Origin of the sequence: Paenibacillus paludis, from assembly GCF_042610515.1 — a bacterium.
GTDB lineage: Bacteria > Bacillota > Bacilli > Paenibacillales > Paenibacillaceae > Paenibacillus_AQ.
This window is the reverse complement of the sequence record NZ_JBGJZP010000014.1, coordinates 144,141-167,485: the sequence shown is the minus strand read 5'-3', so window position 1 is coordinate 167,485 and position 23,345 is coordinate 144,141. Positions and strand designations below refer to the sequence as shown.

The following is a 23,345-nucleotide window of genomic DNA, read 5'->3' as shown; positions in this document are numbered from 1 at the left end:
TCCCTTATCCTCTCAGCTCTGCGATGCGGGCGAGCACTTTCTCGCGTTTTGCGGAATAGTCCGCCTGCTTTGCACGTTCCTCTTCGATGACTTTTGCCGGCGCCTTGGCCACGAAGCCCTGATTGCCGAGCTTCTTCTCCACGCGCTCTACTTCGCTGTTCAGACTCTGAACTTCTTTTTCCAGACGGATAATTTCCTGCTCAATATCGATCAGCCCCGACAGCGGCAGAAGAAGCTCTGCGCCCGTAACTACTGCGGACATGACTTTATCCGGTGTCTGCGGATCAAGGCTTGCTTCGAACGAAGATGTGTTGCAGAAGCGTCCGATGTAATTGTCGTTGCGGGTAATGATGCTCAAGGTGTCTTCATTTCCGGCTTTGATGATCAGCTCAACCTTCTTGCTCATCGGCACATTCACCTCGGCGCGGATATTACGAACCGCACGAATGATGTCCATCAGCAGGGTCATTTCTGCCACTGCCTGCGGATTCTCAAGCGCTGCATCATATTTAGGCCATTCCGCCAGGGTGATCGTTTCGCCTTCATGCGGCAGATGCTGCCAAATTTCTTCGGTAATGAACGGCATGAACGGGTGAATCAGGCGCAGCGTACGGTCCAGCACATAGGCCAGCACCGATTGCGTCTTCGCTTTGGCAGCAGCGTCAGCCCCATAAAGCGACAGCTTCGCGAACTCGATGTACCAGTCACACAGATCATCCCAAATGAAGTTATACAAGAGGCGGCCGGTCTCGCCGTACTCGTACGAGTCAATTAGACGCGTAATATCACGAGAAGTTTCGTTCAAGCGATGCAGAATCCAGCGGTCCGCCGTACTAAGCTCACCTGTAATGTCAATATCTGCAAAATTCACGCCTTCCAGATTCATCAGTGCAAAGCGCGAGGCATTCCAGATCTTATTGGCAAAATTACGCGCCTGCTCTACCCTCTCCATGCGGAAACGCAGATCCTGTCCGGCTGTGCTGCTTGTCGAAATCATATAACGCATAGCATCTGCACCATATTGCTCGATAACATCCAGCGGATCGATCCCGTTGCCGAGCGACTTGGACATCTTACGTCCTTCGGCATCGCGCACCAAGCCGTGCATGAATACATCGGAGAACGGCTTCTTACCGGTGAACTCCAGCGCGGAGAAGATCATGCGCGCTACCCAGAAGTAAATGATGTCATAGCCGGTAACCAGGACATTGTTCGGATAAAACCGCTGATATTCGCTGCTGCTTTCATCCGGCCAGCCCAGTGTAGCGAACGGCCACAGATTGGAGCTGAACCACGTATCGAGAACGTCCTCATCCTGCTTCAGATCATCAAGTCCGCTGATTTCGCGGGCTTCCTCTTCCGTATATGCTACAAACACTTCACCTGTAGATTCAGAGTACCAGGCCGGGATGCGGTGGCCCCACCACAATTGGCGGGAAATACACCAGTCACGCACATTTTCGATCCAGTTCAAATATGTTTTCTCAAAACGGTCCGGTACGAAATTAACACCTTCGCCGTTCTTCTGTGCAGTGATGGCAGCTTCGGCCAGCGGCTGCATCTTCACGAACCACTGGGTGGACAGATAAGGCTCAACCACTGCGCCGGAACGCTCGCTGTGTCCTACCTGATGCAGATGGTCCTCAATCGAAATCAGAACGCCCTGCTCTTTGAGATCAGCAACAATCGCTTTGCGGCATTCGCTGCGGTCCAGTCCCTGATAAGGACCTGCCTCCTCGTTCATCATGCCGCCTTCGTCCATCACATTGATCTGCGGAAGGTTATGGCGTAGGCCAACTTCAAAGTCATTCGGATCATGGGCCGGAGTGATCTTAACCGCGCCGCTGCCGAATTCTTTCTCTACGTAATCATCGGCGATAATCGGAATTTCCCGGCCGATGACCGGAAGGATCAACGTTTTGCCGATTAGATCCTGATAGCGTTCATCCTTCGGATGCACCGCTACCGCCGTATCGCCCAGCATCGTCTCCGGACGTGTCGTTGCTACGGTGATGAATCCGCTGCCGTCTTTAAGAGGGTAGCGCAGGTGGTACAGGTGACCGTTAACTTCTTTGTACTCAACTTCAATATCGGATAAAGCGGTACGGGCTGCCGGATCCCAGTTGATAATGCGCTTGCCGCGATAGATCAGTCCTTTACGGTATAACTCCACAAATACCTGGCGTACACCGCTGGACATCCCTTTATCCAGAGTGAACCGCTCGCGCGAATAGTCGAGGGACAGGCCCATCTTGGCCCACTGCTCATGAATGGTGTTGGCATACTGGTCCTTCCACTCCCATACCTGCTCCAGGAATTTCTCGCGGCCCAGATCATGCCGGGACAGGCCCTGCTGGCGCAGCTTCTGCTCCACCTTGGTCTGGGTAGCAATACCAGCATGGTCCGTTCCCGGGAGCCAAAGGGTATCGAAGCCCTGCATCCGCTTGGTACGGATCAGGATATCCTGCAGCGTGAAATCGAGCGCATGCCCGATGTGCAGCATCCCGGTTACATTTGGCGGTGGAATTACAATGCTGTAAGGCTCTGCTTCAGGCCGCATTCCAGCCTTGAAGAACTCCTTCTCCATCCAGTAGGCATACCATTTCTGTTCAGCCGCCTTCGGATCATATGTAGTCGGCATATCGCTCTTTGCGCTATTGTCGGCAGCAGCATCCTGTGCCGGATCTTGCGGCTTCAGCAGCTCTGCCGCCGCTTTGTTGTGATCAGCCATTCTAAACCCTCCATTTAAGTAGCATTGGTAGATGTATCTCTGAAGCTGGACCTCTGAAAAAAAATACAAAAAGGCCCTTCGTCTCAAAGGACGAAAGGCCATTCTTTCGCGGTACCACCTTTGTTTCGCGCCAATAAAAAATAAACCACCGTTCCGGTCCCATAGGTTCCGGAAACTTAGCGCGACACTCACGCAGATAACGGCTGCAACCGGCCACTTCCTAACCTGTGCTTCATGAATCTGAAGACAAGCTCAGAGGGGCAACTCCGGGGCGACTTCGGTGGCTGCATCCTGCGGAAACTCACAGCAATTTATAGTTCCGCTCTCTGAAGGGCTGACCGCCTACTCTTCCCGTTCCCAGTCTTTATTAAGAATTTACTTAATCCAATAATACATTTAGTACTATTCCTAGTCAACCAGCATACACACAAACTGCGGGACTTATACCGCCCATTTCTAAAATCAGCCCCCTTCGCCTGATTCGAACCCCTGATGTTCATCCTTAATCTCAGCTCAGAGGACAGAAATACAAAAAATCCCGATCTCATCCGATCGGGATTCTGACACCGATGCGCCTGCCGGCATCTCTTAAGGGATATACAAAACTTGGCCTTCCTCCACATTCTGACCGGAAAGACGGTTGTACATGACAAGCTCTCTTGCACTGAGCTGATATTTCTCCGCTATAGTATCGATTGTTTCTTCACGCTGGACAATGCAGAGACGCACTTTACGGAACAGATCCTTGCCGTTTAAGCCACCGATAAAGCGGCTTTTCCATTCCCCGTCACGGCCGGAGTCCGGAACAGGCGCCGCCGCAGCTGTATCCTCGGCGATAAGCTCCTCCTGTTCCTTGCGGGAGCGGCTGGAGCTGAGCAGGGAAGAGAAGGTAAGATGCTCCTTCGCGGGAATATCTTCTTCTCTCTTGCTTCCCAGGGCAACCTTGAGATCCGGCTTCTCCTCCTGCGGAGGTGCTGCTTCCTTAGAGATCACGCCTTCGCCCGCGTTCTCCTGATCAGCGTGAGATACGGAGCTATCCTGAGCAAAAAGTGCCGCATAGTCCCCATTTTCAGCAGAGAAATCCTCTTCTTCCTGATGGGACGCATGCACCTCCGCGGCTGTATTCTCAGCGGCAGCATCCGAAATGTCCTTTGTGCTGCCTGAACTTTCGGTGCCTGATACTTTGGCAATGTCAGAACTGTTAAAGGGATTTGTATAGCCAGCCTGATTTCCATCGGCCGGGACGGCCTGCTCCGCTCTCCCTTGTGCCCCGAAGAAGTGACCCGAAACAGGTTCGTTGTTCGCGGTTCCGGCTGCTGATATCCCCTGCGGGCTATCAAAGCTGTGTGTCCGTACCTTCACTTCCTTGTCCTTCTGTTGGGCCGGTGGGGATGCAGCAGGCTGGTGGGTGAACACAGTGCCTTCCAAAAACAGCGGATTCACAGCAGCTTCAGGGCCACTGTGGGCAAACTCATGCTCCTCAGCGAAATTCTCTGCGGTGCCTTCGCCATAAGTCCACACTGAGTTTTCATACAAGGCATCGTTCTCATGCTCCTTGGCCTCTACCCTAACCCCCGTGGCCTGTTTTTCCTCGTCAGGTGAATAAGCTGCCGTGTACTCCTCCTGCTGCCAGGCGGGCTGCGTCTCCGCTCCCCCGATTCCCCGCAGCGAGAGTACACCAGTTATATTGACCGTACGCATCGTAAGCAGGTCGATATCGAAATTCTCGATCTCCACCCCTATGTCTTCAAGTGAGCTGACCCGGGTCAGCGGTACTGTGATTTCAACAGGAATGGCATGCTCCAGACGTTCCGTCCGGTCATTCTCACCCCGGTAGAGTCCGGTGAGCAGAAGCTGTCCGTACAGCTCGGCCCGGTCCTCCCGCTGAATCACCTGGATTTCCGGAATCAGCTCCACCTCTTCCAGTTCAGCGATTCCCGGAAGTTCTTCCGAAAGGTGGATGCGTTCATAAATATCAAACCGCAAACCGTGGGACTGGTCAAACACGGGAAATGTCCTCCTTCTTGGCATAATCTAACCCCGAGACAAGCCCAGAGCATAAGCCCAAAATGTTACTCCTCTCATGTATATGCTTCAATCAGAAAGGCATGACAACTTTGGACACTTCATCAGAGCGGCCGTCTCTTATTGCTTGTCAAAACCAAAAATACGGGCATCGGGAACGGAATAATCCAGCGGCAGCCTGCTCCGCAGAACCGGTACCAGTGGATTGCCGGGGGTAACGCTGCCCAGCAAATCAGCCGGATGAAAAGCTCCCTGAATCGCTCCGGCTTCCTTTTCCACCGCCAGCATTTCGCCTCCGGTCCCCCCTCTACACAAGGCTTGCTTTCCCACCGCTTTGCGGTACACCTTAAGCGTTCCTTCCGCCATGACATCCAGCGAGCGGCAACGGACCGCCCATTTTCTCGCCTGGTTTCCTGTCCGCCCGCGCAGTTCATCATCACCTAGCAGCAGAAGCAGCAGCTCCGCCAGCCCCCCTGAATCTTCCGCAGGAAAGATCCAGCCTGTTTCCCCGTGCTTAACCATTTCCGGCATCCCCGTCGTCCCAGCCACAATCGGTGCAATACCGGCAAGCTGGGCTTCTGTGACCGAGTAGGGCTGCGTATCCTGCAGGCTGGGCTGCACATAGATATCGGCCTGCTGCAACGTGGCCGGGATATTGTCCAAATTACCCACAAACAACAGATGTCCCTGAATCCCCAGCGCTGCCGCCTGTGATCTCAGCTCTTCCAGGAGACTACCGCTCCCGGCTAAGACGCAGACCCAGTCCTGACGGCTGCGATGCACCAGACCCAGTGCGCCGATCAACACATGCACGCCCTTGATGTACTCGAAACGGCCGGCGTACATAATAACTTTATGTCCCCCGCCAAGCTGTACCGGGGAAGGCAATGCCGCCTTGTCATTGTACTGCTCCAGGTTGATCCCGTAAGGCAGCGTATGAATCCGCTCCGGAGTGACGCCGAGCTCATTCACCAGTTGACCGATCCATTTTGAAGAGACCAGGATCAGATCGGCGGCATGTGCGCCAAGCTGCTCAATCCGGCGGAAATAGCTCCAAATCGGCCGGCTCTCATATTTCTCCTTCGTAAGCTCCGGTTCAATCCCCTTATACTCGTAATACGACTCCCGGGCCAATGCCCCGTGAATGCTGGACACCAGCGGCACCCGATTTTTCATCACCCGCCGCAGCGCGTAAGTGGAGATGGGATCCTGGGTGTGGATGAGATCATAGTCCTCCAGACCGAGCACAGACGCTCCCGCCTCAAACACATAACGGCCAATTTCAAAACTGAAGATGCCATGCTCCAGGTACAGATGCGGAAACCGCTGAGGATCGAGATAAGGCAGCAGCGTGTTATAGTATGCATTTTTATCAAAATAGCTCTCCTTGTTCAGCAAATATAACGTATTGCTCTCTACATGGCTTCCCATCAGCGTAACAGAATGCCCCTGCTCGCTCAGCTTGTCTGAGAGCTGTTTCATATACGTCCAGATTCCGCCCATATTAGTGAGTCCCCAGTAGGTGACCAGCAGTATTTTCATGAACCCCTCTCCCCGGCTTGTAGAATTCATTTCATGAGGAGCAGCCTGCTCCGCGTTAACAAAGTATTATATGACCAGCGCTGGCTATAAGGCATGGGCAACAGTCTCTTTCTATGAAAAAAAGCACCTGCCCGTTAATAGAAGTAGGTCTGCCGACCAGCTGCTGAAATCCAAAAAGCCCGGAAGGAAACGGCTTTCCTCCAAAGAATAAAAGCCTGTAGACGAGGCCGTAACGGCTCTGTCTGCAGGCTTATTTATACTTGGCTTAGCTCGCTCCCGCACAGGGGGATGGATGGTTCTCCGGGTTGAGCGGCTGACACTTTGCCCTCTCATATTCTATAGCTGGGCAGCGTTAAAAGTATCTCCGCCTTCAATGGTACCGGAGTTAAAACCTTTGTAGAACCAGCGTTTCCGCTGCTCCGAAGACCCGTGGGTGAAGCTGTCCGGCACCGCATATCCTTGTGCCTGCTTCTGGATCGTGTCATCGCCGACCGCACTCGCCGCCGTCAGAGCCTCCTCCAGATCGCCTTCTTCCAGCAGGTTCATGCCCTGGGCGTGATTGGCCCAGACTCCGGCCAGATAATCGGCCTGCAGCTCGAACCGGACCTGATATTTATTGAATTCCTTCTCGCTCAGGCTCTGGCGAAGCGAATTCAGCTGCTTCGACGTGCCCAGCAGGGTCTGTACATGATGGCCCACCTCGTGGGCAATGACATAAGCCATCGCGAAGTCGCCCGGCGCCTGGAAGCGCTGCTGCAGCTCATCATAGAAGCTCAGATCAATATACAGCTTGGCGTCCCCGGGACAATAAAACGGTCCAACTGCCGAAGTGGCCGTTCCGCAGGCAGAATCCACACTGCCGCTGTACATTACAAGCGTCGGATCCTCATAGGTCATTCCCTGCTGCTTAAAAATCTCACCCCACACCTCCTCGGTGTCGGCAAGAACCACGGATACAAATTCGGAAAGCTCCTGCTCCTCAGCTGTCTGCTCATAAGGAGCTGAAGAATTGGTAACGCTGGATGTCAGGTTCCCTAATATATCCCCGGCATTGCCCCCGCTGAGCAGTGTTACAATCACTACAAGAATAATTCCGCCGATCCCGCCGCCGATGACCTTCCCGCCGCCCCCGCCTCTGCCTCTGCGGTCCTCCACATTCGAACTGCCTCTTCTTCCCTGCCATTTCATGGCTATGCCCCCAGTCGTAGGATCGTTAATGTGCCAAGCTGCATTTCGTAAGGGTATCTATCTTATTAGTGTTATACCCAAAAACGGCAGATTGGCACTTCCACTTGCTGGGCGGGCGGGAAATAAGGGGGACAAGAAAGTAGAAACACGGCGGCAACACTAATTTAGCTGCAATTTTCTTCAACACTTACATCATCATTTGTAATGATGACCTTGGAATGGCCGGATAAGCTTTCGGTATACGAACATATCCCGACCGTTTTCGGCGAGTCCTCATCTCTTGGATCGGTATACTTAAGATAAATTCCGCCTTCGCCGGAAAGGCTTAGCTCAGGGCTGATTTTCACCTTTCTTCCACTGGATATCCCTTGCTCGAAGCTTTCCTTGGAACTGCTCTCAATAACTTGGCCAGCGGAATCGCTCGTAAGGACCCCTGTCTCGACAGAAAACAGATCGTAATCGGATTGATTGTCTACGGTCACAGTAAAACTGCCAAATTGCTGAATCAGTTTCACAACATCCGAACCGACAGTAGCTGCAGTAATACTCCCGGCAATTATTAAAACCGCATCGAAGACGGCTATCGTTACAGAGATTCTGTTCCATTTCATCTGACGTCCATCTCCTTTATTAGAAAGACGAACCGAGACGCATAAATGTATCATCCGTTAAATATTTAGCACGGCTGGAGCTTGAAGGGGGCGACACCGGGCTTTCCGCGGATCGGAGGTACTTGTACCTCTCATTTCGCCAAATCGCTCACCTTCCACCAATTCGGAGGTACTTGTACCTCTCATTCGCGGATTCACATCTTCAAGTTTGCGACTTATTCACATTTGTAATTGTTAATTTTCCATACAACAAAAAAAGACGCCAAGGTGGGAGTCGGAACTGCACCTCGTCTCACAAATAGGGTGCAGCTCCTTCAGCCTCGGGTCTCTTTATAGTTGCATTATAAAATGTGATTGTCTTTAGATCATTTAGTCGCTAGGCAACTCCAACAGACTGATCTCAGCCCGTTGTCCCGCCGCCCAGTTCTTCCCGCAGCCGCAGCATATCCTCCGGCCATGGATCGGCTATTTCCAGCCTTTCCTTGCTCCAGGGATGGCTGAAAGCCAACACCTCACCGTGCAGAGCCTGACGGCTGCTGCCTGTCAAACCCCAGCGCGGCCCGCCATACAGCTCATCCCCGTACAGCGGATGACCCATATGGCTGAGGTGTACGCGGATCTGATGCGTGCGTCCGGTTTCCAGCTGCACCTTAAGCGAAGTGCCGCCTTGCAGCACCTCGCGTCCAAGAATTAACGTTACCGCGGATTGTCCGCCGGGCGACACACGCCTGCGCGCCGCATGATGACGGTCGCGGCCAATCGGGGCGTCGATCACCTTGAGCGCAGGCGGGACGACGCCCTCCACAATCGCGGCGTACCGCCGCGATATCACCTTCTCGCGCATGTCTTCATCGAGTACAAGCTGCGCATATTCATTCTTCGCATAGAGCACAGGACCCGTGGTATCCTTGTCCAACCGGTGTATATGCCGCACGGCGACGCCACCGCCGGAAGCGGCATAATACGCTGCAACAACATGATCCAGCGTTGTATCTGACCCGCTGCCGTCCGGGTGAACCGCCATACCCGCAGGCTTATGGACAACAAGGCAAAAGTCGTCCTCATACAGCACTTCAAGCTCCTGCCACACCGGCTCAATGCCCGCTTCCCGATAAGGAAAAAGCGCCAGCCGCAGCCGGTCGCCCTTCCACTGGATGCCGCCTTCGCGGCGCAGCCGGGCATGGAGTTTCACCGGCATCCCGGCCGTCTCCAGCAGCCAGCGGTCTACTGCAGCCTGCGGATCAGCTGCTCCGGTAACGACCCGGCCGGGCATGGCTTCCAGCCATTCGCCGCGCCGGGTCCAGGCGCCGCCGCCCTGGACCGATACATTATCTGCTCCGGACATCACAGTGACTTCAGGGCGTTCAAGTGAGCTTCGATAGTATCATCGATATCCTGCTCGCTGTGTACAGCGGATACGAACATTCCTTCGAACTGCGATGGCGGAACACTGATGCCCTGATCCAGCATCTTGGCGAAGTAGCTGCGGAACATATCCAGGTTACTGGTTTTGGCCGTTTCGAAGTTGATTACCGGACCTTCGGTAAAAAACGGGCAGACCATGGAGCCCACACGGTTAATTGTCAGCGGAATGCCGGTCTCGGCGCTGTTCCGCTTAAGACCTGCTTCCAGACGTGCGCCGAGTGTCTCCAGTCGGTCGTACACCTCTGGCGTCAGCAGCTTCAGCGTGCTGAGACCGGAAGCCATCGCCAGCGGATTGCCGCTGAGCGTACCCGCCTGGTAGATCGGGCCGGATGGGGCGATCTGTTCCATAATCTCTCTTTTGCCGCCATAAGCGCCTACGGGGAGACCGCCGCCGATTACTTTGCCGAAGCAGGTCAGATCCGGTTCAATGCCGAACAGTCCCTGAGCGCAGCTGCGGTTCACGCGGAAGCCTGTCATGACCTCATCAAAAATCAGCAGTGCTCCGTAACCCGTCGTCACCTTGCGCAAGCCTTCGAGGAAGCCCGGAAGCGGCGGCACAACGCCCATATTCCCGGCAATCGGTTCAACAATAATCGCGGCAATCTCACTGCCATAGCGTTCAAAAGCGATTTTGACCCCTTCCAGATCATTGTACGGCACAGTGATCGTGTTGACCGCTACGCCTTCAGGCACGCCAGGGCTATCCGGCAAACCAAGTGTGGCTACGCCGGAGCCGGCTTTGATCAGCAGGCTGTCCGCATGACCGTGGTACGAGCCCTCAAACTTGAGGATTTTGCTGCGTCCGGTAGTTCCCCGGGCCAATCGGATCGCACTCATAGTAGCTTCCGTACCGGAGTTGACCATCCGCACGATATCCACCGAAGGGACACGTTCCACCACTGTTTTGGCCATTTCCGTCTCCAGCAGCGTAGGCGCGCCAAAGCTTGTCCCTTTTACCGCCGTCTCCTGCAATGCCTTTACGACCTCTGGGTGAGCATGCCCCATAATGAGCGGTCCCCACGAGCAGACGTAGTCAATAAAGCTGTTGCCGTCGATATCGTAAATGCGCGAACCCGCGCCATGATCCACATAAACCGGTGTCAATCCTACGGATTTGAACGCCCGCACCGGGCTGTTCACCCCGCCGGGAATATACTGCTTCGCTTCTTCAAAAGCTGCACGGGAAGCTTCTTCCCGGCGCGCCAATGGCACATTACCCATGGTCCCTCACTCCTGTTCAATTCTTGATTAGTTTAACCCTGCAGCCAGCGTGCCGCATCCTTGGCAAAATAGGTAATGATAATATCCGCTCCTGCACGCTTCATGCCGGTCAACATTTCCAGTACTACCGCCTGCTCGTCGATCCAGCCCTGCAGCGCCGCCGCTTTGACCATGGAGTATTCTCCGCTCACATTGTAGGCAACCAGCGGCAGATCGAACTGGTCGCGGATGGTCCGGATGACATCCAGGTAAGCCAGCGCCGGTTTCACCATCAGCATATCCGCACCTTCCAGCACATCCGAATCCGCTTCGCGGATCGCTTCCCGCAGATTGGCCGGGTCCATCTGGTAGGTTTTGCGGTTGCCGAACTGCGGAGCAGAGTCAGCGGCTTCACGGAACGGGCCGTAGAAGGCCGAAGCATATTTTACCGAATAGGACATAATCGGCACATGCTCGAAGCCATTCTCATCCAGTCCGGTGCGGATCGCCTGCACGAAACCATCCATCATGTTGGAAGGTGCGATAATGTCCGCCCCGGCCTTGGCCTGCGATACCGCTGTACGGGTCAGTAGCTCAAGCGAAGCATCGTTGATGACATCGCCGTGTACGACACCATCTACTGTATGGGTATGAACCATACCGCAGTGGCCGTGATCGGTGAATTCACAAAGGCAGGTATCGGCAACGACCAGCAGCTCAGGATACCACTGCTTGATCAGCCGCGTAGCTTCCTGCACGATGCCGTCATCGGCAAAACCAGAAGAACCGACCGCATCCTTGGTCTCAGGAATGCCAAACAGCAGCACAGCAGGAATGCCCAGTGCAGCAATCTCATCCACTTCGGCCTTCAGCATGTCGAGCGAGAAATGATACACACCCGGCATGGAGCCGATCTCATTCTTCACACCTGTTCCATAGGTAACAAAAATCGGCTGGATGAAATCCAGCGTATTTAATATCGTCTCACGCACCATTCCGCGAATTCCGGCTGTCCCGCGCAGACGGCGGTGCCGTGTAATTGGAAAACTCATTGGACATCCTCCTGTATAGTAGATATATAAACACATACGTTAAGTGATCTATTGAACAATAGCCCTGCTGTGAACTGAATGAGACCCGGGAAGGGGCATTCATACGGTCACAGACGAACCCGGTCGGACTGAGGTGAACTCAGAGTAACTCAGATAAATACAGGCAAACAAAGGGTAAACTAAGCAAACTAAGCAAACTAAGCTAACCCAGCAAAACCAGCTAATCCAGCTAATCCAGCTAACCCAGCTAACCAAGTAAACCAAGTAAACCAAGTAAACCAAGTAAACCAAGCAACCAAGCTAACCAAGCTAACTCAGCTAACTCAGCTAACCCAGCTAACCCAGCTAACCCAGCTAACCCAGCTAACCCAACAAACCCAGCAAACCCAGCTAACCCAGCAAACCCAGCTAACCCAGCTAACCCAGCTAACCAAGTAAACCAAGTAAACCAAGTAAACCAAGTAAACCAAGCAACCAAGCTAACCAAGCTAACCCAGCTAACTCAGCTAACCCAGCAAACACAGCAAACCCAGACAAACACAGGCAGATTGCGCTAACTGCATTCTCTGCAACTAATTTCACAATATGCCCGCTGATTTGCCGCCTAACTGTACTTCATACAGCTAAAATCACCGAAATAGCGAATTTCCGCTTAAATGGGCAAATTTAGCTGTACAGAATACAACTAACCATCCTTATGAGGGATTTAAGTCTATTTTAGCTGTACAAAGTACAGCTAAGTTAGATTTCCCTATCCGTCCGTCAGCCATTAAATGATTATCGCAGCCGCGTTCCTTCATTCCAGCGGCACAGCTCCTGTACCAATCCCTCGATCGTCGCCTCGTCGGGGAGCAATCCCGGGGTCAGACCGGCTTCTACGGCGGTCTTTTCGGTCACGGGGCCGATGCAGGCAATCTTCACGCCCGCCAGCAGCGGAAGCGGATCTTCAAGCCCCATCCGCTTCAGGATGCTGATGAAGTTACGCACTGTCGAAGAGCTGGTGAAGGTAACCGCGTGAATCCGCTTCTCCTCCAGCAGCTTAAGCAGCTCGATGTCATCCTCGCCGGTGACCACCGTCTCGTAGGTGTCCACTTCGGTCACTTCCAGCCCCAGCTCCCTCAGCTTGTCCGGCAGCCACTCGCGCGCGAGGTCGCCGCGTGGCAGCAGCACCTTCTGCCCAGGCAGCAGCCTGGAGCCGAAGGCTTCGATCAGCCCCTCTGCCTGGAAGACTCCCGGCAGCTCCTCGGCCACCAGCCCGCGCTGGGCCAGCGCCGCGGCTGTGGCCGGTCCCACCGCGCCGATGCGCGCGCGGTGCAGGCCGCGGATGTCCACCTTGAGCTCCGCCAGGTGACGCCAAAAAAACTCCACGCCGTTCGCGCTCGTGAAGAAGACCCAGTCGTATGCGGATAACGCGCCGAGCGCTTCTGCAATCTTGGCCTTCTTCTCTGCGCCTTCCGGCATGACCGTCTCAATGACCGGGAACTCGTACGGCTCGCCGCCCAGTTCCTCGATCCGGTCCACCAGCTCGCTGGCCTGGCTGCGGGCCCGTGTAACCACAATGCGCTTGCCGAACAGCGGCAGCGCTTCTACCCACATCAGCTGCTGGCGCTGCAGCACCACGTCGCCGACGACGATGACGGCAGGCGGCTGGAAATCCGCCGCCTTTACCTTCGCCTCAATGTCGGCGAGTGTCCCGATCAGTGTCTCCTGATCCGCACGCGTGCCCCAGCGGACAAGCGCGACCGGCGTTTCCGGCGACCGCCCGTGTTTGATCAGCTGGGCGCTGATATAACCGATTTTGGCAACGCCCATCAGAAACACCAGTGTTCCAGTAGCATTCGTCACCTTATCCCAATGAATGGAATGATCCAGCTTATCCGGACTTTCATGTCCGGTAATAATCGAGAGCGAGGAAGCATAATCCCGGTGAGTCACCGGAATGCCGGCATATGCCGGCACGCTGATCGCCGAGGTAATGCCCGGCACGATCTCATAATAAATGCCATGTCTGCGCAGCAGCTCCGCTTCTTCACCCACACGGCCAAAAATCGTCGGGTCCCCGCCCTTCAGCCGCACGACCGTCTTTCCCTCAAGCGCCAAATCGACGAGCAGCTGATTGATTTCCTCCTGCTTCATCGTATGGCGGTCAGGCAGCTTGCCTACGTATATTTTTTCTCCGCCGGACTTCATATGTTTCAGCAACCTCGGGCTGGCCAGCCGGTCGTATACCAGCACATCCGCCTTCTGGATGCACTCCAGGCCTTTCACCGTAATCAGCTTGGCGTCCCCTGGACCTGCACCTACAAGATAGACTTTCCCCTTCATCTCCATCATCCCCTTACATCCGCCAAAATCTTCTCCGCTCCCCGGGCAATAAGCTTCCTGGCGACCTCTTCGCCAAGCTGAACCGGATCATCCCCGGTGCAGGTTTCCTTCAGGATCACTGAGCCATCCGGCGTTCCCACCATGCCGGTCAATGTGATGACCCGGCGGGTAGAATCCGGTGCAGCAGCACCTGCTAATTCATTGGATTCAGTTCCACTGTCTTCTGCTCCCAGTACCGCAAAAGCGCCAATCGGCACCTGGCAGCCGCCGTTCAGTGCGCCAAGAAACGTCCGTTCCGCCGCCACTGTAAGGGCCGTATGCTCATCATTATAAAGTGCCAGCAGCTTCCGCAGCTCGGCGTCATCCTCCCGGCATTCGATGCCGAGTGCTCCCTGCCCTACAGCAGGCAGGCAGACCTCCGGCGGCAGATAAGCCGTTACCCGGTCCTCCCAGCCCATACGTGAGAGGCCCGCAGCCGCCAGCAGGATCGCGTCGAATTCACCGCTCTCCAGCTTCTTCAGCCTTGAGTCAATATTGCCGCGAACCGGCTGAATGTCCAGATCAGGCCGCAGTGCGGCAAGCTGGCTGGAACGGCGCAGGCTGCTGGTGCCGACGCGCGCACCCTGCGGCAGCTCATCCAGACTAGTCGCTCCGGTGGCGATTAGGCAGTCGCGCGGATCGACCCGTCGCGGCACAGCACCGTTAATCAGCCCTTCCGGGAGTTCAGAGGGCATATCCTTCATACTATGTACAGCCATATCGATCTCTTCGGCCAGCATGGCCTGCTCAATTTCCTTTACGAACAACCCTTTGCCGCCCACTTTGGACAAGGTGACGTCCAGAATCCGGTCGCCTTTGGTGACAATCCGGTGCACTTCAAAGGTGAAGCCGAAGCCGTGCTCCTCACTCAGACGCTCCAGATCGGCAATGACATGCCCCGTCTGTGTCAGCGCGAGCGCGCTTTGTCTGCTGCCTACAATAATCTTGCGCATATTTACATTCCTCCCGGTAACCTGCATGTGCCTTGCTGCTCTCACAATCATACTACTCTTATACAATCAGCGGCATGCCTGCCGGTCCTTCAAATTTCTCGCATTTGCCCGAAGATCAGCGGAACTTACCCGTGAGCCGCTCTTTACAAAGGCATCTGCAAGGCTTGGTTCTGCCACATTCCGGTCATTTACCCGGCGTTTCCCCGGATTCGGCCACCAATGGATACTCCCGCAACATTCTGGCAAGTTTTTCACTTCTACCAGCAACTTATGCCTTCTTCAGCAGTCAGCCCAACGTTCGCGGATCTTCAATATACCTATGCCTCACGGTTAGCGGCAATCCAGACCTGAACCGTCTCCGGGCTCCACTCTTTAAAAGTACCCTGTCTGATCTCATCCAACACGTCCAGATGGGCCAGCTTGCGCAGAAGCCGGGCACGGACCGCGGCTGAAGGCTCCTGCCGCTTGATCTCTACCCGCAGCGCATGCAAAAAATCCAGGTACGGCTCGTATTCCTCGCCCAGCATCTCCGCAATCTGCTCCGTAATCTTCGCAGCCACACCAGGACCAGCGCCCGAAGTCGATACGGCCACCGTCAGACGCCCCCGGCGAAGCACGCCGGGAGTAATGAAGTTCCCCGCCTCGGCATGGCTGGCCACATTCACCGGAAGGCCCAAAGCCTTGGCCTCGCGTGCAACTGCTTCATTAACCGCCGCATCACTGCTGGCGGCATAGACCAGGAAGGCCCCCTCAAGATCCCCGGGAGCATAAGGGCGGCTAACCCAGATTAGCATGCCCTTCTCTGCAAATTCGCTAAGCCTCTCCGTTAACGAGGGGCTGACAACGGTCACCGCCGCTCCCGCTTCCAGCAGCGGACCTACTTTACGCTCGGCAACGGCCCCGCCGCCGATCACCACTACCCGTTGATCCTGCAAATCCAGCATGACCGGAAAATAATTCATCATGTTCATCACTTCCCGCCCCAGCCGTGGAAATCAGACCATGAATTCAGCAGAAAATTCAGGATAATGAAGCCGTATCCCGAAATCGCCCAGCGGGCCATAACCGTCCCGCTTCTTCGGCCGGACCGCTTCAGCAAGATATAGGTTATGTAAATCCCAAGCCCGACAAGTGTAGTCAGCACCTTGGGATCCTGGAACAGCGGAGTCCGCCCCTCTGCGATAATGGACATGCCCGCCAGCACAAGCGATACGCTCAGCAGGGGAACCCCGGCGAGTATTGATGTATACGAATATTTGTCCATCGTTTCCAGACTAGGCAGACGCCGGACGCGGTCATCCCATTTCTTGCTCTTCAGCTTACTGTGCAGGAACAGATACATTATCGCAAATACCGCACCCAGTGTCAGTGCGCCAAAGCTCAAATTAGCTAAAATAATGTGCATTGCCAGCCATCCGTGCACCGCACTCCAGCTCTCCAGGCCATGATCCGCAGCCGTCAGCCATACCCGGTTCAGCAGGAACACACTGAAGCCCGCTCCGCTGAGCAGCAGGATGGTGAATTCACCTCCGCGCGTGTACGCCACCGCAAGTGAAGTCAGCACGATACTGAATGAGAACCAGAACAGGAAATCATAAGGGGTGAAGATAGGCAGTCCTCCCTCCTGGGAGAACCGGATCGCAAGCCCGGCAGACTGCAACAGTCCCACAACGACAAGAAGCCCCGTGCCTAGCCGCTTCCCGCCCGGATTACGCCGAAGGCAATCCGAGAAAATAAACAGCAGGCTCAGGGCATATAGCAGCAGAGCGGTATCATATATTCCGTTCAGCAGTTGCATGTTCTTCACCCGCCCAGCAGGCCTGCCGGAGCAAACACCGTCTTAGGCACGTTGAAGTCGATGCTTGAAGAACGTTCATTGTCAGTCCGCTCAACCGGTGCAGGGCTGCCGCCGTCCGGATCGGTTCCCAGCTGCTCCTGAAGGGCAAAGATTTGCGTGAAATAATCAAGTGCCTCACTACCCTGCTTGCCGCCGGACAGTTCCTTAATCACATTGATCGGATCATGCATCATCTGGTTCACAATACTTTTCGTCAGGCGGCGGATCACCTTGCGCTGGTGTTCGTCAAGCTCGGGCAGCTTGTTGAACAGACTATCCATAGTTTCTTCATAAATTCCGTTCGATTTGTCCTGAAGCGCGCGGATGACCGGTCTGACGCCAAGCGTCTTCAGCCATACCTGGAATTCCTCCATCTCTTCTGCGATCATGACCTCGATCTTGGCCGCTTCACTGCGGCGCATCTCCAGATTGCTCTCGACGATGCCTTCCAGATCATCAATGTCATACAGGAACACATCCGGTACACTTGCCGCCGCCGGATCAATATCACGCGGAACGGCAATATCAATCATGAACAGCGGCCGTGAAGGACGGCGCTTCATGCCGGCAGCCACCTGATCCGCTGTCAGCACAAAACCGTCAGCGCCAGTAGAGCTGATGACAATATCGACTTCATCGAGATGCTTCAAAGCCTCGTCAATCGTGCTCGGCTTGCCCGAGAACTTCTCAGCCAGCTCTATCGCCCGCGACAACGTGCGGTTGGCAACAATAACCTCTGCCGCACCGCTGCTGTACAGATGCTTCACCGTAAGCTCGCTCATTTTGCCGGCGCCGAGAATCAGCACTCTTTTGCCGGTGAACATGCCGAAAATACGCTTGCCCAGCTCCACCGCCGCATAGCTGACCGAAACCGCGCTTTCGCCGATCGAAGTTTCACTATGCGCACGTTTGCCAAGCGTCACAGCCTGCTTGAACAGCTGGTTGAACCATGTACCGGTCACGCCTTCTGCTTGGGCAGTCAAAAAAGAATTGCGCACCTGTCCCAGGATCTGCGTCTCACCAATCACCATGGAATCTAAACCGCAGGTCACACGGAACAAATGGGCAATAGCCTGCTCATCTTCATATATATACATATGCTGTGCAAATTGTTCACTCTTTACATTGAACCACTGCTCCATAAAGCTGCGGATGAAGTATCCGCACATATGAAGGCGGTCCACGACCACATAAATTTCCGTCCGGTTACAGGTGGCGACGACAACCCCCTCCAGAACGCTCTTGGTCTGCATCAGTTCATGGAGCGCCGCAGGCAGATCCTTCTCCGCAAAAGCGAACTGCTCTCTCACCTCTACGGGAGCCGTACGGTAATTCAGGCCAACGACGACAATATGCATCGCTTGTTCACCATCCTAGTCTCTAATCAGTGGTGTAGGCACTATCACTGTTTATCCATATTTAAAGGTATGTCATACACAACATCCGAAATCGCTGTGTTAAGTATATCACAAGGAAATAGGGCTTTTTACAAAACCTTTGAACTATTTATGACATCCAGATAATAATTATTATAAATAAAACCCCGGAGAAGTGCTATCGTTTATGATGGGTTTTTTTCAGAATAATTATAATGTTTTTTTATAGCAAAAAGGAGCAGCGCTTTACCTGCTCCTTTAACAACAATCTCTGAGGTATTCCATATTCCGCATCAGACTTGCGGAATGACTGTGATAGCTTCTCCGCCGCGAACTCACCCTAATAATCCTTGATCATCCGGCAAGAGCCACGTTTGAGCAATACCGCATCGTAGACAATATGCTGGTTGTTTGACTGCCCCGAGATGAGGTCAAAGAGAACGCCCACACTTGATAATGCCATTTCCGTGCCCGGTTGGCTGATTGTATCCAGAGAGGGGTGAAAATACTCAGCCATCTCAATACCATCAAAGCCAAGGATCGAGATGTCGCCCGGAATAGACAACCCGGCGGTAAGCACAGCTTTGGCCGCACCAATCGCAATGGTGTCGGAGGCTGCAAAAATAGCCGTAACTCCCTTATTCTTGTTGAACAGTCTACGCGCGGCATTAAATCCGGAGCTGGGACTGTATTCACAATCCTCGACCATTTGAGCATCGTAAGGCAGATTATGCTCTTCCAGTGCTTTTTTGTAGCCCAAGTGCCGGCGGTTGCCTGTGGTTTCGTCCAATAAAGGGGACTTAGCCAGAAACCCGATATTCGTATGCCCGAGTGAGATTAAGTAATTGGTCGCCTTATAGGCTTCCTTCAATTCATCAATGATCACACTGGAAAATACGGAGGGGTCCACCTTCTGGGTTGAGGTAATCGTCGTCAGCACAAAAGGAATCGTCAGCTGTTTGAACTTTTCTTCGGAATGATTATACGTTCCGCCCATAAAGATAATCCCGCAGAGATTCTTTTCCTTCACCAGTTGAATGGCCGCTTTGATTTCATCCGTTCCATCCTCCACCTGTTGAATGAGAAACGGGTAACCCCGCAAATTAACCTGCCGTTCAATTTCTTTGATCATATTGGAAAAGAAAGGATTGGTAATCCCCTTGACCATAAGTGCAATGTTCTTGGATTCCGTGGTTTTCAAATTCCGCGCGTTGGAATTGGGAACATAATTATATTCCCTGACCACACTTAGAACCTTCTCTCTTGTCGCCTTGCTCACCAGCCCTTTGTTGTTGATTACCCGCGAGACTGTTGAGATGCCGACACCGGAAATCCGCGCGATATCCTTAATATTTACGTCCACTGTACTCCCCCATCTATGGGTAAAGGAGCTATAAGTAATTATAGCTCCCTTACGCCTTATAGCATTCCTTTAGTTGACAGGAACAAATTCTGCTAATTGTTTCTGTACTTCGGCAATGACCTTGTCAATTCCTGCTTTTTTCAACTGTTCGCGGTATTCTGCAACTGCTTTTTTAGGCTCCTGGCTAGTTTTGCCAAGCATCAGCTGGATACCAAGCTGTGAATTCACGTTGGAGATTGAAGCGATTTCTGTAGTCACATTCGATGGATCGAAGCTGAATCCGTTGTACGGATCATCGATCGCCACTTTATCCCATTCAGCGAACAAGGAGTTGCGGATAGGGTTTTCGGTATCACTCGGAACAACGAACTTGTCATTTCTGAGTGACCAGGCCGAGAAGCCGCCAGCATCCGTTTTTTCATTGTAGCCTGGAGGGAATTTCTTGATGCCGTCTTCAATGACATATTGCTTGCCTTCAATCCCGTATTGAATAAGGTTGTAATAGCTCTCATCGGTCATAAACTTCTCAATCACCATCAGTGCGCGTTCCGGATTAGCCGAATTTGTGCTGATTACGGTCGAGTTGTCCACGCCCATCTTACGTTTGATTTTCTTGTTGGCTTCAGCGAAAGTGAAGAAGTAAGGATCTGATTCAGGTTGTGCCTTGATATCCGCTCCATACTGGCCGATCCAGTCTTGGGCATGAGTCAAATAACCTGCAGAGTTTCCCGCTCTAAAGTTCTCTTTCCCGCCCATGGTTGCGGACAGCACATCTTTACCCCAATATCCTTTATCCGCCCATTCACGCATTTTCACAGCCCAGTCTTCAAATTCCTGGGTGTAGGCCGGATGGAAGACGGTTTTGAAGTCCTCCGGACTCTTGGTTACCAGATTCAGTTCATTTAGAGAAATACCAGGGGCGTTAAGCCACATATCCGTGGTATCGACCAGCATTCTGAACATATTCTGCGCATCTTCAGCCTTGCCGTTGATCGGCGTGAAGGATTCGTTAGCAACAACATTATCCATATACTTCACCATATCATCTATTGAGCTGATTTTTTCCATTCCGTATTTCTTCAGCAGATCAGAACGATAAGCAAAACCGGTAGGTGTGTATTCACTGTAAAGACTCGGAACTCCATAAATTTTGCCTTTGTATTTCGTGTTCTCCCAGACAGTTGCAGGAATTTCCGCCTTCAGCTTAGGAGCAACCTTGTCCAGCATCTCCGTGATGTCCACGAGTGCGCCTTCACTGGCTAATGTAAAATAGGAAACTGGTGCTCCAGGAGAGGCGTGGGACATATCAAAATTTTCACCGGAAGCAAATAATAACGGGTACTTGGTAGCCGTATCCGGCCAGTCAATGTACTTCACTTCAATGCTTGCATTCAGATCTGCCTTGAGCTTCTTGTTGATCTCGCCAAGGATCGCCTTGTTGTTAACCCCTTCACTGCCCCACAGGTAGTACGTCAGCTTGGCTTCCTTGGAAGTGTCCACTCCACCCGTATTTGCAGTAGTTTCCGACTTTCCGGAATCCGTTGGAGAAGTGCTTGACTCATTGTTGTTGTTCTTGGACGTACAGGCTGTCAATACCCCGGCAAGCATGAGGACTGCCATTAAAGAAGACGCGATTTTTTTACCTTTCATCAGGTAAGCCTCCCTTTTCTTGTCTGTTTATGAATTCTTCATTTATAATAAACGCCTCTCTTAAGAGAACACGTCCATTAACCCTTTACTGCCCCGACGGTAAGCCCTGTTACAAAATAACGCTGCACAAACGGGTAGAGGAGAATAATTGGCCCTGTGGCCAGTACAGCTGTAGCCATCTTGATAGATTGCGTAGGAAGATCGGCTGAATTAATCACTGCCCCCGAGTTGATCATAGTCCCAAGGTTGGTCTGATTAACCATTCGCTGCAAAAAGTATTGCAACGGATATTTAGTCGGGCTATCCATATACAACATCCCGTTGTACCACTCATTCCAAAAGCCCAGCGCCGAGAACAGCCCAATGGTGGCCAAGGATGGAACCGCCAAGGGAATAAAAATCCGCCAGTAGATGCGGAAATCGCCGGCACCGTCAATGGTAGCGGATTCATATAAGGAATCCGGAATCGCCTTCATGAAATTGCGCATCAGGAAGATCGACCAGGCGCCGACCACAGCCGGCAGGATCATGGCGAACAAGTTATCCTTCATATGAAGATGCTTGACCATCAGGATATACGTTGGAATCAAGCCGCCGCTGAAGAGCGTCGTAAAGTAAATCAGGAAGGAGAAGAAATTGCGGTACTTGAAATCCTTGCGGTTGAGCACAAAGCCGGCCATCGACATCATAAACAGTCCCAGCACCGTACCCACTACAGTGATAAAAATAGTTACCTGATAAGCATTGATGAGATTTGTAGAGTTGTTAAGCAGCAACTCATAAGACTTGAAGGAAAATTCTTTGGGCAGCAGCTTGTAGCCTTCGCGGACAATTTCCTGCTCGTTCATAAATGAGGAAGTGATCATCAGCGCAAAAGGAAATAAACAAATCAGCGCAAAGATTGTGATGCACAAATAGCTGATGGCTTTAATGAAGATACTGCCGACATCTTGTTTGACTGCTTTCTTTTCCATTATCATCACCCCTGTTTCTTTCTGAATCTTAGAATAATGCGCTGTCAGGCTCGACCTTGCGCACAATAAAGTTCACCACAAGCACCAGAATCAGCCCGAACAAGGATTGGTAGAAGCCAACAGCGGCTCCCATGGAGAAGTTGAATTGCCCCACCAATGAGCGGAAGACATAAGTATCAATGATATCTGTCTGCGGATACAACACGGAATTCGTCCCGATCAGATTATAGAATAGGTCAAAGGAGCCTTTGAGAATCCCGCCCATTCCGAACAGCAGAAGCAGAATAAAGGTTGGCTTCAGAATCGGCAAGGTCATGTAGCGGATCCGCTGCCAGGTAGTAGCACCGTCCATATAAGCAGCTTCATACAAATCATGGTTGATCCCTGTTATGGCTGCCAGATAGATAATCATGCCGTATCCGGTACTGGCCCAGATTTTGAAGGCGACAATAATGTATTTCCAAATGCCTGCATCGGAGTAGAACTCGTGGCGGTCCAGCCCGGCGCCGGCCAACATCGTATTGATAAAACCGGAGTTAAAATTGAATAGGTTGTAAGCAAATACCCCCACGATAACCATTGAAATAAAGTTCGGCAGGAGAATCACCGACTGGGAGATCTTCTTGAACCATTTGCCCGTTATCTCCGACAGCATAATGGCAAACACAATTTGAATGATATTCCCCAAGACAAGGAAAGCCACATTGTACAGCAGGGTATTCTTGGTGATATTCCAGAGATCACCATTTTGAACCAGGAATTCGAAGTTCTTCAGGCCGATAAAATGGCTTCCGAAGATCCCCTTGTTAAGTTTGTAATCCACAAATGCGACATAAGCTCCAGGCATTACCGCATAGTGGAAGATCAGGAAATACAGAAGCACGGGCAGCAGCATAAGGAAAAGAACTTTGTTCTTCATCAATTCCCGGCCGATATTTCCACCAGTTCGCATAATTCTTGCCAATAGGCCCACCTCCAATTTGAACGATGCATTCACACCAATGGAATAAATTCAGACGCCTCTCAATCACGATAAAAGCTATACTGAAAGGTA

Annotated in this window: 18 protein-coding genes and 1 other annotated feature; all 18 genes read right to left on the bottom strand. The window is 52.7% G+C overall.

Translation table 11 applies throughout. The features are described from left to right. Positions 1 to 4: 4 nt before the first annotated feature. The gene (locus ACAN56_RS23990; protein ID WP_379146026.1) at positions 5 to 2,641 is read right to left on the bottom strand and encodes a valine--tRNA ligase; all 2,637 of its coding nucleotides are present in this window, start codon (positions 2,639 to 2,641) and stop codon (positions 5 to 7) included. 173 nt (positions 2,642 to 2,814) lie between these two features. Then, positions 2,815 to 3,099, bottom strand: a binding site (T-box leader). A 220-nt stretch (positions 3,100 to 3,319) separates the two neighbouring features. Further along, positions 3,320 to 4,738 (bottom strand): LysM peptidoglycan-binding domain-containing protein, encoded by a 1,419-nt coding sequence (locus ACAN56_RS23985; protein ID WP_038595718.1) that lies wholly within the window; start codon positions 4,736 to 4,738, stop codon positions 3,320 to 3,322. A 138-nt stretch (positions 4,739 to 4,876) separates the two neighbouring features. Further along, the gene (locus ACAN56_RS23980; RefSeq protein WP_052092266.1) at positions 4,877 to 6,298 is read right to left on the bottom strand and encodes a glycosyltransferase family 4 protein; all 1,422 of its coding nucleotides are present in this window, start codon (positions 6,296 to 6,298) and stop codon (positions 4,877 to 4,879) included. 336 nt (positions 6,299 to 6,634) lie between these two features. Continuing rightward, positions 6,635 to 7,486: a KPN_02809 family neutral zinc metallopeptidase gene (ypfJ, locus tag ACAN56_RS23975; RefSeq protein ID WP_379146014.1), complete on the bottom strand. Its 852-nt coding sequence runs from the start codon at positions 7,484 to 7,486 to the stop codon at positions 6,635 to 6,637. Between the two features lie 164 nt (positions 7,487 to 7,650). Next, complete coding sequence (locus tag ACAN56_RS23970) at positions 7,651 to 8,097, bottom strand: hypothetical protein (protein ID WP_038595722.1); 447 nt, start codon at positions 8,095 to 8,097, stop codon at positions 7,651 to 7,653. Positions 8,098 to 8,497: 400 nt separating this feature from the next. Beyond that, a complete protein-coding gene (locus ACAN56_RS23965) occupies positions 8,498 to 9,442 on the bottom strand; it encodes an RluA family pseudouridine synthase (RefSeq protein ID WP_379146012.1) in 945 nt (314 codons plus the stop codon). Further along, positions 9,442 to 10,743, bottom strand: a complete 1,302-nt coding sequence (gene hemL / locus ACAN56_RS23960) for a glutamate-1-semialdehyde 2,1-aminomutase (RefSeq protein ID WP_038595727.1) — start codon at positions 10,741 to 10,743, stop codon at positions 9,442 to 9,444. The genes ACAN56_RS23965 and hemL overlap by 1 nt, the downstream gene beginning before the upstream one ends. Before the next feature lie 32 nt (positions 10,744 to 10,775). Beyond that, the gene (hemB, locus tag ACAN56_RS23955) at positions 10,776 to 11,774 is read right to left on the bottom strand and encodes a porphobilinogen synthase (RefSeq protein ID WP_379146010.1); all 999 of its coding nucleotides are present in this window, start codon (positions 11,772 to 11,774) and stop codon (positions 10,776 to 10,778) included. Positions 11,775 to 12,021: 247 nt separating this feature from the next. Beyond that, positions 12,022 to 12,261 carry a hypothetical protein gene (locus tag ACAN56_RS23950; protein WP_379146009.1) on the bottom strand — a complete coding sequence of 80 codons (240 nt, stop codon included), beginning with the start codon at positions 12,259 to 12,261 and terminating at the stop codon, positions 12,022 to 12,024. Positions 12,262 to 12,551: 290 nt separating this feature from the next. Next, the gene (gene cobA / locus ACAN56_RS23945) at positions 12,552 to 14,099 is read right to left on the bottom strand and encodes a uroporphyrinogen-III C-methyltransferase (protein WP_038600555.1); all 1,548 of its coding nucleotides are present in this window, start codon (positions 14,097 to 14,099) and stop codon (positions 12,552 to 12,554) included. A gap of 5 nt (positions 14,100 to 14,104) precedes the next feature. Continuing rightward, a complete protein-coding gene (gene hemC, locus ACAN56_RS23940) occupies positions 14,105 to 15,091 on the bottom strand; it encodes a hydroxymethylbilane synthase (protein WP_379146008.1) in 987 nt (328 codons plus the stop codon). 317 nt (positions 15,092 to 15,408) lie between these two features. After that, positions 15,409 to 16,056, bottom strand: a complete 648-nt coding sequence (locus ACAN56_RS23935) for a precorrin-2 dehydrogenase/sirohydrochlorin ferrochelatase family protein (RefSeq protein WP_379146007.1) — start codon at positions 16,054 to 16,056, stop codon at positions 15,409 to 15,411. Positions 16,057 to 16,061: 5 nt separating this feature from the next. Next, complete coding sequence (gene ccsA / locus ACAN56_RS23930; protein ID WP_340899736.1) at positions 16,062 to 16,889, bottom strand: cytochrome c biogenesis protein CcsA; 828 nt, start codon at positions 16,887 to 16,889, stop codon at positions 16,062 to 16,064. 5 nt (positions 16,890 to 16,894) lie between these two features. Further along, complete coding sequence (hemA, locus tag ACAN56_RS23925; protein WP_038595736.1) at positions 16,895 to 18,286, bottom strand: glutamyl-tRNA reductase; 1,392 nt, start codon at positions 18,284 to 18,286, stop codon at positions 16,895 to 16,897. 358 nt (positions 18,287 to 18,644) lie between these two features. Next, positions 18,645 to 19,667, bottom strand: a complete 1,023-nt coding sequence (locus tag ACAN56_RS23920; RefSeq protein ID WP_038595738.1) for a LacI family DNA-binding transcriptional regulator — start codon at positions 19,665 to 19,667, stop codon at positions 18,645 to 18,647. 69 nt (positions 19,668 to 19,736) lie between these two features. Beyond that, on the bottom strand, positions 19,737 to 21,317 hold the full coding sequence (locus tag ACAN56_RS23915; RefSeq protein ID WP_076114210.1) for an ABC transporter substrate-binding protein: 1,581 nt from the start codon (positions 21,315 to 21,317) through the stop codon (positions 19,737 to 19,739). Positions 21,318 to 21,394: 77 nt separating this feature from the next. Then, the gene (locus tag ACAN56_RS23910) at positions 21,395 to 22,291 is read right to left on the bottom strand and encodes a carbohydrate ABC transporter permease (protein ID WP_038595743.1); all 897 of its coding nucleotides are present in this window, start codon (positions 22,289 to 22,291) and stop codon (positions 21,395 to 21,397) included. Between the two features lie 28 nt (positions 22,292 to 22,319). After that, entirely contained in the window at positions 22,320 to 23,264 is a 945-nt protein-coding gene (locus tag ACAN56_RS23905; protein ID WP_306080849.1) for an ABC transporter permease, read from the bottom strand. Positions 23,265 to 23,345: the final 81 nt, after the last annotated feature.

Coding starts and splice junctions, on each gene's coding strand:
- cobA (WP_038600555.1), bottom strand. CDS start 14,099: ATGAAGGGGAAAGTCTATCTTGTAGGTGCAGGTCCAGGGGACGCCAAG.
- ACAN56_RS23915 (WP_076114210.1), bottom strand. CDS start 21,317: ATGAAAGGTAAAAAAATCGCGTCTTCTTTAATGGCAGTCCTCATGCTT.
- ACAN56_RS23965 (WP_379146012.1), bottom strand. CDS start 9,442: ATGTCCGGAGCAGATAATGTATCGGTCCAGGGCGGCGGCGCCTGGACC.
- hemL (WP_038595727.1), bottom strand. CDS start 10,743: ATGGGTAATGTGCCATTGGCGCGCCGGGAAGAAGCTTCCCGTGCAGCT.
- ccsA (WP_340899736.1), bottom strand. CDS start 16,889: ATGCAACTGCTGAACGGAATATATGATACCGCTCTGCTGCTATATGCC.
- hemA (WP_038595736.1), bottom strand. CDS start 18,286: ATGCATATTGTCGTCGTTGGCCTGAATTACCGTACGGCTCCCGTAGAG.
- ACAN56_RS23990 (WP_379146026.1), bottom strand. CDS start 2,641: ATGCCGACTACATATGATCCGAAGGCGGCTGAACAGAAATGGTATGCC.
- ACAN56_RS23935 (WP_379146007.1), bottom strand. CDS start 16,056: ATGATGAATTATTTTCCGGTCATGCTGGATTTGCAGGATCAACGGGTA.
- hemC (WP_379146008.1), bottom strand. CDS start 15,091: ATGCGCAAGATTATTGTAGGCAGCAGACAAAGCGCGCTCGCGCTGACA.
- ypfJ (WP_379146014.1), bottom strand. CDS start 7,486: ATGAAATGGCAGGGAAGAAGAGGCAGTTCGAATGTGGAGGACCGCAGA.
- ACAN56_RS23970 (WP_038595722.1), bottom strand. CDS start 8,097: ATGAAATGGAACAGAATCTCTGTAACGATAGCCGTCTTCGATGCGGTT.
- ACAN56_RS23910 (WP_038595743.1), bottom strand. CDS start 22,291: ATGGAAAAGAAAGCAGTCAAACAAGATGTCGGCAGTATCTTCATTAAA.
- hemB (WP_379146010.1), bottom strand. CDS start 11,774: ATGAGTTTTCCAATTACACGGCACCGCCGTCTGCGCGGGACAGCCGGA.
- ACAN56_RS23980 (WP_052092266.1), bottom strand. CDS start 6,298: ATGAAAATACTGCTGGTCACCTACTGGGGACTCACTAATATGGGCGGA.